This is a genomic window from Synechococcus sp. R6-7, from assembly GCF_047461695.1.
GTDB lineage: Bacteria > Cyanobacteriota > Cyanobacteriia > Thermostichales > Thermostichaceae > Thermostichus.
Window position 1 is genome coordinate 1 of the sequence record NZ_JANSHS010000113.1, and the last position, 7572, is coordinate 7572.

Genomic DNA, 7572 nt, shown 5'->3' on the forward strand with positions numbered 1-7572 from the left:
GGGGGGGTAGGAAGTCCAGCCGGCAGCCGGAGCCTCTATGAACAGGCTGGCCAAAAGCAGGATCCCTGTGGGCGGAACCAGCCAAAAGGCCACTGCATTCAGCTTGGGGAAGGCCATATCCCGCGCCCCGATCATCAGCGGTACCAGGTAGTTGCCAAAGCCCCCCACCAAAGCAGGCACGATCCACAAAAAGATCATGATCGTGGCGTGCAGGGTAAAGGCACCGTTGTACCGCTCAAAGCCGAGAAAGTCGGCCTCTGGAGTAGCCAGCTCTGCCCGTACTGCCGTCGCCAGCGCCCCTCCCACCAAGTAGAAGAAAAAGGTGGTCACCAAGTACTGGATCCCGATGACCTTGTGATCGGTGGAGAAGGTAAAGAAGCGCCACCAAGGCTCAGCAGGAAGTTCAAGTTCAACCTTCGGTGCAGTAACAGGTCTCGGATTGTCTTGTAGCTGGGTCATTGCCAAAAAGCTCCCGTGTCGCGTCGGCGGAATGGTGTTCTCAAAAGCGCAGGCCAAAGGGATGTTGGGGATCCCGGCTAGCCTGCGGAAGGAAGGGATCCAGAATGGGACTGGAGAGACTTCAAATCTGAGGGGGAGACGCCCAAACGCTGGTGGTGGACATGGGCAAAGGCAGACTCGGCCTCAGGGGAGCCTGGCCGAGGAGAGGGATGGACTGGCGAGAAATCTGAAACGAGGGCCAAGGTGCTGCCCTCGCCACGGGCGGCCAAAACTTGCTCCTGCTGCCAGCGCTCGAAGTCTTCCGGCGTATCCACAAACAATTGCCCTGCCATCACCCCATGATAGGGGCCGCACAGCTCTGCGCAGATGATGGGGTACTGCCCCAGTTGAGTGGGCACAAACTCCAGGTGGGTTTCTCGGCCAGGGATGACATCCTGCTTCAGGCGAAATTGCGGTACCCAGAAGGCATGGTTCACATCCAGAGCCGTCATATCCAAGCGCACCCGCTTGTTCAGAGGAAGGTGCAGCTCGCTGGCCACCAGGCCGGAATCCGGGTAGGTGAACATCCAAGCATATTGCATGCCCTGAACTTGAACGACCAGATCCGGCTGGCCCATCTCCTTCCCGGGTAGCACCGCAGGCGTGTAGGCGTAGCCGGGATCCCCCGCCTCAGCTTCGTGGGAAGACTCCATCGCCATGGCTGCGTGGATGTGCCCGCCGACATCAGCACCCCCGTAGATGGCCTGGTAAACATCCAAGCTGGCCAAGCCCAACCAAAGAATGATCACCGCCGGCACCGCCGTCCACACGATCTCCAGCAGCACATTGCCGTGGCTGGGATCCCCGTCGCCTTTGTCGCCTCGCCGCTTGCGGTAGCGGACAATACAGTAGAGAAGTACACCCTGTACCACCAAAAAGATCCCTGTGGCAATGGTTACAGTGCTGTTGAAGAGGCTGTCGAACAAGGGGGCTGATTCGGCAGCAGATTCGGGAAGCAGATGGTGGTTTTGCCCGTACCAAAGGCTGGCAAGGGTCAGGAGGATCCCCATACCCACCAAGATGATGTTGCTAATCGCACTCACGACTGCTTTTCCCCAATACAGAGAGCATCTACCCTAGCAGACAATCCGCCCACAGCGTTTGCAGACTACGTTTTCTACTGTTGCCGTTTTTTGTTTTTGTTTACATTGCTTACAGGGCTTACAAAATTTTTGCCTATGGAGCCCGATCCGCTGTGCACGGACTTCCCACCGCTATCAAATAAAATACTAGTTCGCGGGGGAAAGAAAGTTGTGTAGACTTATGGATCTCTTCAGGATCTTTCAGGGTGAGCAGTGACGAGGCGGAGCTTTGGTTCCGAGATTTTCGGCAGACCTGTGTAAGGGCGGTACCACATTGAAGGCCGGCTCTGGTTGAGGGTCATCTCTCCAAGCTGAGATTTTTGCTGGCTGTAGACTGAGGTAGGGTGGGATAACCCCGCAATTGGGCTGGTTTGGACAGGTTTTCTCTCTTTAATCTCTGCTTCTGTTTAATCTCTGCTTCGCTTTCCCCAATGTCTTCTCCCCATTCACTGGCGACCTTGCTATCTGATCCAGGGGATCCCTTGCCGATCCAGACTCCATCAACGGTCTCGGAATTGGCCGGAATCTTAAAGGAGTGCCAAGGGCGGAAAGTGCTGCCGCTGGGGCAGGGGAGCAAATGGAGCTGGGCCCACTCTGTGGAGCCGGTGGATCTGGTTCTCAGCACGCGCGGCTTACGCCGGCTCATCGACCATGCGGCTGCTGATCTCACCGTCACGGTGGAAGCTGGCATGACTTTGGCGGAACTGCAACACATCTTGGCCGAGCGGGGGCAATGGTGGCCGGTGGATCCCCTCTATCCGGAGCGGGCTACCCTGGGGGGCATTATCGCCACTGCCGATACGGGTTCTCTGCGCTGGCGTTACGGCGGGATCCGCGACTTGCTGCTGGGCATAGCCTGGGTGCGGGCGGATGGGGAAGTGGCCAAAGCGGGCGGGCGGGTTGTCAAGAATGTTGCTGGCTATGACCTGATGAAGCTGTTCACCGGATCCTTGGGCAGCCTAGGAATTTTGACCCAGGTGAGCCTACGGCTTTACCCGTTGCCGGCAGCTCAGTCTACTTTGCTGGCCATAGGATCTTTGCCGGAGCTGGAGGTTTTGTGTCGGCAGGTGCTGACCGGCCCGGTTAACCCTGTGGGGGTGGATCTCTGGCTGAGGGCAGAGGGATCCCAGGTTTGGCTCAGCTTTCATGGATCGGAGCGGGCGATTGCCCAGCAGATGGCCCAAACGCGGCGGCTGGCCCCTGCAGGGCTGACTTTGCAGGAAGTGAATCCCGACTCTCTGCCCCTGCCTCAACCCGGCTCAGGGGCGGTGCTGGCCAAGTTCGGGTGCCTGCCCAGTCAGAGCTTGGCAACACTGGAGCAGTTTCAAACCCTATTCCCTGGGGCTCAGGTGCAACTGCACCGAGGCTGTGGGCTAGGGCGGGCTTGGCTGGTTCAGCCAGAAGTGGGATCCCTAATGCAACTGCAACGCTACCTCAAGTCTGCGGGCGGATTTCTCCTGCTTCTGGAGGCTCCGCCAGCTCTGAAGAGGGCTCTTGCCCATGACTTTGGCCCGGCTGCCAGCCTAATGCGCAAGCTGAAGCAGCAATTTGACCCTGCCGGCACCTTCAGCCCCAGCTTGATATAAACATCGCCCTCGCCACCGCTGCTTCCTCGGGATCCCTCTGGCCAAACGTCTTGTTCCGGTGCATGATAGATCTATAAGAAATTGAAACATTTCTTAACATCATTTCTCAGTATCTCAGCGTCAAAGCTAAGAGAGGGATCAGCATGAGCATCGAGTGGCAACGGATACTCCGCGTTGGGGTGGGCTTTTGCCTTGGGCTGTTGATTGCGGTGGGTGGGGGATCCCTGACCTGGGCGCAACCTGCCCTGCCGGTGGTGCCGATGGAGCTGCCTCAGCCGCCCGTGCCGGTCTTGGACTTGGCGGATCAGTTGACCAGCAATCAGGAAGCTCAACTGGCCCAGCATCTGAACAAGTTAGAGCAAGACACCGGCTGGAAGCTGCGGGTGCTGACTCAGTTTGATCAAACTCCAGGCCGTCAGGTGAAAGAGTACTGGGGCTTGAATGAGCGCAGCGTTCTGATGGTGGCGGATCCCAGGGGGGGCAACTTGCTGGCGTTTAATGTAGGGGATGCTGTGCGCGAGATCTTGCCACGTACCTTTTGGATTGAGCTGCAATCTCGCTTTGGCAACCAATTCTATGTGCGGGAGCACGGCACCCACCGCGCCATCCTGGAGACCGTGGATGTTTTGGATCGCTGCTTTCATCAGGGAGGCTGCCGCGTGGTGCCCGGCCTGCCTCAGGAGCAGTGGATCCTAACGCTGGTGACCTCGATTTTGGGCGGGATTGTCTTCGGGTTTGCCGGCAAGCCCCGCCATGCGGAGGAGCTGTTTAACTGGCGTTGGGCCTTGCTCATTTCTCCCCTGTGGTTCATTCTGTTCGGGGCCTTCGGTATCGGGCCGGTGGTCACACGCACGCAGGATTGGATCCCGGTGTTGCGCAACGTCTTGGGGTTTCTGGCAGGGGCTTTGGTGATCTACCTGGCTCCCATTGCTCGCCCGGCAGTGGATCGGCAGTAGCTGACTCGTGAAGTCGGCTGGGCGTCCTTCCCTGCGAGCCTCAGTTCGCAGGGGACAAATGCTAGAATCGGTGAGCAGAAATTGCTGGTGTAGCTCAGTTGGTAGAGCACTCGACTTGTAATCGAGCGGTCGTCAGTTCGAATCTGACCATCAGCTTCTGGTGCCATGGAACTTGGCTCTGCTGTCTCCTCTCGCTGAAGCCGAACTCAGCTTCTACACTGGTGGTTAGATTGGCATTAGCGGGATCCCTGGGCCTTACCGGCAAAAGGCCAAGGCCGATCCCTGCTCAGTTTGGCATACCTACTCAGCCGATTGGGTTGTTCTCCTGATTCTCCTTGGATGTCTATGTCCGGTCTCCCAGCCGCTACGGTTCGTCGATTGCAAAAGCTGCCCCAGGTGCCCTCGGTGTGGGAAGGGGATCGCCACAAGCTCTCAGGATCGCCACCCATGGGATCCCAAACGGAAGGGGAGTGCATTCTTTGGGTAGATGGCGTTCAGGGCGTGGTACGGGCCATGGAGGTGGTGCCCGCCGATTCTGGCTTTGAGCCGATGGTGCGAACCTTGATCATGGCTATGGAGCGGCCCCATGCTGCCCCACCTGCTCGTCCCCAGAAGATCATCGTGCGGGATCGAGAGGTGCAATTTTTCTTGCGCGGCATCCTGCACGAGCTGGACATCAAGGTGGAATGCCAGCCGGAATTGCCTCTGATCGACGAGATCCTTCAGAGCTTTGAAGAGGCCAACGAACGGATCCCTCCCCCTCTGCCGGAACACTATGTTGAGTTGCTGACCGGCAAAGCCCTCACCCTCTGGCGAGATGCTCCCTGGGATTACCTAGAGGATCACCAAATCTTGGCCATCGACCTAGATCACTGGGACATCCAAACCCTTTACGTCTCGGTCATGGGGCGGTTGGGCATGGAGTATGGGGTACTTTTCTATCGCTCGCTGCCCTCCCTCAAACAGTTTCGCCAGGATGCGGGCCAGCCGGATACTCCCGAAGAGATGGAGGAGGCTTTCCTCAGGCAAGATTGTCTCTATCTCACCTTCCAAGCTGGCAATCCTGAACTTAACGAACTGCCGGATCTGGACTTGGCAGAGTTGGATCCCGAGGAAATTGAGCCGAACTTCGGCACCATTCACCCCCTGGAAGGCTTGCGCGTGACTTTGCAGGAGGATGAGGCGGCGGCCTTATCGGTGGCCTTGGAAGCCTTGCATCGCTTCTTCAAGCAGTACCACCGCAAGCTGGAAGATGACTTTCGACCCTATCAAGGCCGGTACCGCATTCCCAACCCCCAAGAGAAGGGAGCAACCCTTTCGGTGCAGGTGCGCACTCTGCCGGACGTGGCTGAAGAGCTGCTGGAGCTGGAAGGGGAGGAGGAAGAACCTGCCCAAACCCTGCTGCGGGATGATTTGGTGCCCGAGGGCGCGCAGATAGGTCTGGGGGTCTTGCCGTGGACAACGGTGGAAATGCTGCGGCGCAAGGGGCAATGGCATCCCCTCCCCCAAAGCAAGCTGGTGAAAAATGGAGAAGGGCTGCCGGTGGTGATTGTGCGCACCTCTCGATCAAAAGCAAAGCAGCTCATCGAGAATTTGCGTGGGGAAGGTGGGCCGCAAGGCGTTTGTTTCAACACAGGGGTGGATCCCTTCGATGGCGATCGCTACGACTTGGAAATTGTGCAAACGGGCAATCGCGATCTGCACCTGTTTGGAGAGTTTCCCGAAGATGATCCCGTTCACTCCATGGCTCGCAAGCGCTGGGAGCGGCGTTGCCGGGATACGGGTGGCTATTGCGGCTTGGTGGTGGCGATGGGGGTGAATTCTACGCGCCCAGAGCTGCAAGTGCGCCACATTCTGGCCTTGTTTGAGATGCAGGCTTTGAACCCAACGGGACTGGGACTGGGGCCGATGGTGCGGATTAGCCGACAATTGCACTTGCCTTGACCGTCCAGATGGAGGCAGGTTAGGTGCTGCTGGTAACCTGAGCAACTTTCTCCCAGCCGGGATCCCTTCTTTCTATCTCTGGCAGGTTTACCGGGCGGTGATTCGGTTTTTCCAGGGATCCACGCTATCTTGGCTCTGGTTCTCTCCTGGGTGCTGACCGGCAAAATAGCTCGACAAAGCATCTCGACAAAGCATACAGTGGCCCTATCATCTGGGGGCTCTGGTATTGACCCTCAGTTTGTGGCAAGTGCTTGGAGTTTAGGGCAAGGGATCCCAAGTATCCTGCCGCCGCAGGGTAGCTTGTCGCAGCCGAGCCAAGTTGGCCGATCCGGTGCAAAAGGCAACAATGCGCAGCTCCTCGATCACGGCACGAAAGGTGTCCACCACCGCCTGCATCTGTCCTTGGGAGACGGCGTGTAAAGCGGGGGCGGCCATACCCACCACATCGGCTCCCAGACGGATAGCTTTGGCCGCGTCGATGCCATTGCGGATGCCGCCGCTGGCCACCAGGGGTAAGTCCGGCAGCAGGCGACGAATTTCCAGCAGGGACAAAGCCGTTGGGATCCCCCAGTCCCTGAAGCTGTGGGCAATGCGTTTTTTGAGAGCATCTGTTTGGCGATGGGCCTCCACCTCGCTCCAACTGGTGCCGCCCGCCCCCGCCACATCCAGGGCTGCCACGCCGCATTCGGCCAGCTGCTGGGCTACTTTGGCACTGAGGCCATTGCCCACTTCCTTCACCACCACCGGCACCGGTAACTGCGCCACCAACCGTTCGATGCGGCCATACAATCCACGCCAGTCGGGATCCCCTTGGGGCTGAACCGCCTCCTGGAGAGGATTGAGGTGCAGAATCAGCGCATCCGCCTCGATCATCTCCACCGCCCGTCGCGCCTGCTCCAACCCATAGCCGTAGTTGAGCTGAACGGCACCCAGGTTGGCCAGCAGCAAAATATTAGGGGCCACTTGGCGCACCTGGTAAGTCCGGGCCAGCTCTGGATGTTCCAAAGCTGCCCGCTGGGATCCCACCCCCATGGCAATGCCCAACTGTTGGGCGGCGGCGGCCAGTTGTCGGTTTAGCTCATGGGCAGCCTCTGTTCCCCCCGTCATGCTGCTGATGAGCAGGGGTGCCTGTAGGCGTTTTCCCAAGAATTCGCAGCTTAGGTCAATCTCCGGCAACAGCAGCTCCGGCAGCGCCACGTGCTCAAAGAAAAACCGCTCAAAGCCGGTGCGGATCCCTTTGGCAGCCACATCCTGCTGCAGAACAATGTCCAGGTGATCCTGTTTGCGCTCGGAAATGGGGGGGAGAGAATCGGCCATCGCGTCAGCAGTGCGGAGCACCTTGGTCTTGGTAGAGATTGTCAGTCTACAACGCCGTGCGCTGCCAATCGCGTTAGCGGGACGGAGTCCTTAGGCGAACAGCATTGCCCGTTCGCGCTAGCGGGACGGAGTCCAAGGTGACTCGCTATCTACAACGACAGCGGTGCGGTTCCCGGTAGGGTGCCGGAG

The 7572-nt window shown here is 58.6% G+C and carries 6 protein-coding genes and 1 tRNA gene; 4 read left to right on the forward strand and 3 right to left on the reverse strand.

Annotation, left to right across the window (positions count from 1 at the left end):
• A partial coding sequence (locus tag NW815_RS04015; RefSeq protein ID WP_414415737.1) for a cbb3-type cytochrome c oxidase subunit I occupies nucleotides 1-459 on the reverse strand: 459 nt, incomplete at its 3' end.
• A gap of 77 nt (nucleotides 460-536) precedes the next feature.
• Nucleotides 537-1541, reverse strand: a complete 1005-nt coding sequence (locus NW815_RS04020; RefSeq protein ID WP_414388460.1) for a cytochrome c oxidase subunit II — start codon at nucleotides 1539-1541, stop codon at nucleotides 537-539.
• 521 nt (nucleotides 1542-2062) lie between these two features.
• Here NW815_RS04020 and NW815_RS04025 point away from each other — a divergent pair.
• The 4 genes from NW815_RS04025 to NW815_RS04040 all read left to right on the forward strand — a co-directional run bounded on the left by NW815_RS04025 (nucleotide 2063) and on the right by NW815_RS04040 (nucleotide 6066).
• Nucleotides 2063-3166 carry an FAD-binding oxidoreductase gene (locus tag NW815_RS04025; RefSeq protein WP_414415738.1) on the forward strand — a complete coding sequence of 368 codons (1104 nt, stop codon included), beginning with the start codon at nucleotides 2063-2065 and terminating at the stop codon, nucleotides 3164-3166.
• Nucleotides 3167-3426: 260 nt separating this feature from the next.
• Complete coding sequence (locus tag NW815_RS04030) at nucleotides 3427-4122, forward strand: TPM domain-containing protein (RefSeq protein ID WP_414329371.1); 696 nt, start codon at nucleotides 3427-3429, stop codon at nucleotides 4120-4122.
• An 83-nt stretch (nucleotides 4123-4205) separates the two neighbouring features.
• Nucleotides 4206-4278: transfer RNA gene (locus tag NW815_RS04035), tRNA-Thr, on the forward strand.
• Nucleotides 4279-4467: 189 nt separating this feature from the next.
• Nucleotides 4468-6066: a DUF6930 domain-containing protein gene (locus NW815_RS04040; protein WP_414415739.1), complete on the forward strand. Its 1599-nt coding sequence runs from the start codon at nucleotides 4468-4470 to the stop codon at nucleotides 6064-6066.
• A gap of 258 nt (nucleotides 6067-6324) precedes the next feature.
• Here the strand turns inward: NW815_RS04040 and fni are convergent, their stop codons facing one another.
• Nucleotides 6325-7383: a type 2 isopentenyl-diphosphate Delta-isomerase gene (fni, locus tag NW815_RS04045; protein ID WP_414390743.1), complete on the reverse strand. Its 1059-nt coding sequence runs from the start codon at nucleotides 7381-7383 to the stop codon at nucleotides 6325-6327.
• Nucleotides 7384-7572 lie beyond the last annotated feature (189 nt).

What these genes read in the sequence shown, in the direction of transcription:
- NW815_RS04040 (WP_414415739.1), top strand. Translation starts at nt 4,468, where the DNA reads ATGTCCGGTCTCCCAGCCGCTACGGTTCGTCGATTGCAAAAGCTGCCC.
- NW815_RS04030 (WP_414329371.1), top strand. Translation starts at nt 3,427, where the DNA reads ATGGAGCTGCCTCAGCCGCCCGTGCCGGTCTTGGACTTGGCGGATCAG.
- fni (WP_414390743.1), bottom strand. Translation starts at nt 7,383, where the DNA reads ATGGCCGATTCTCTCCCCCCCATTTCCGAGCGCAAACAGGATCACCTG.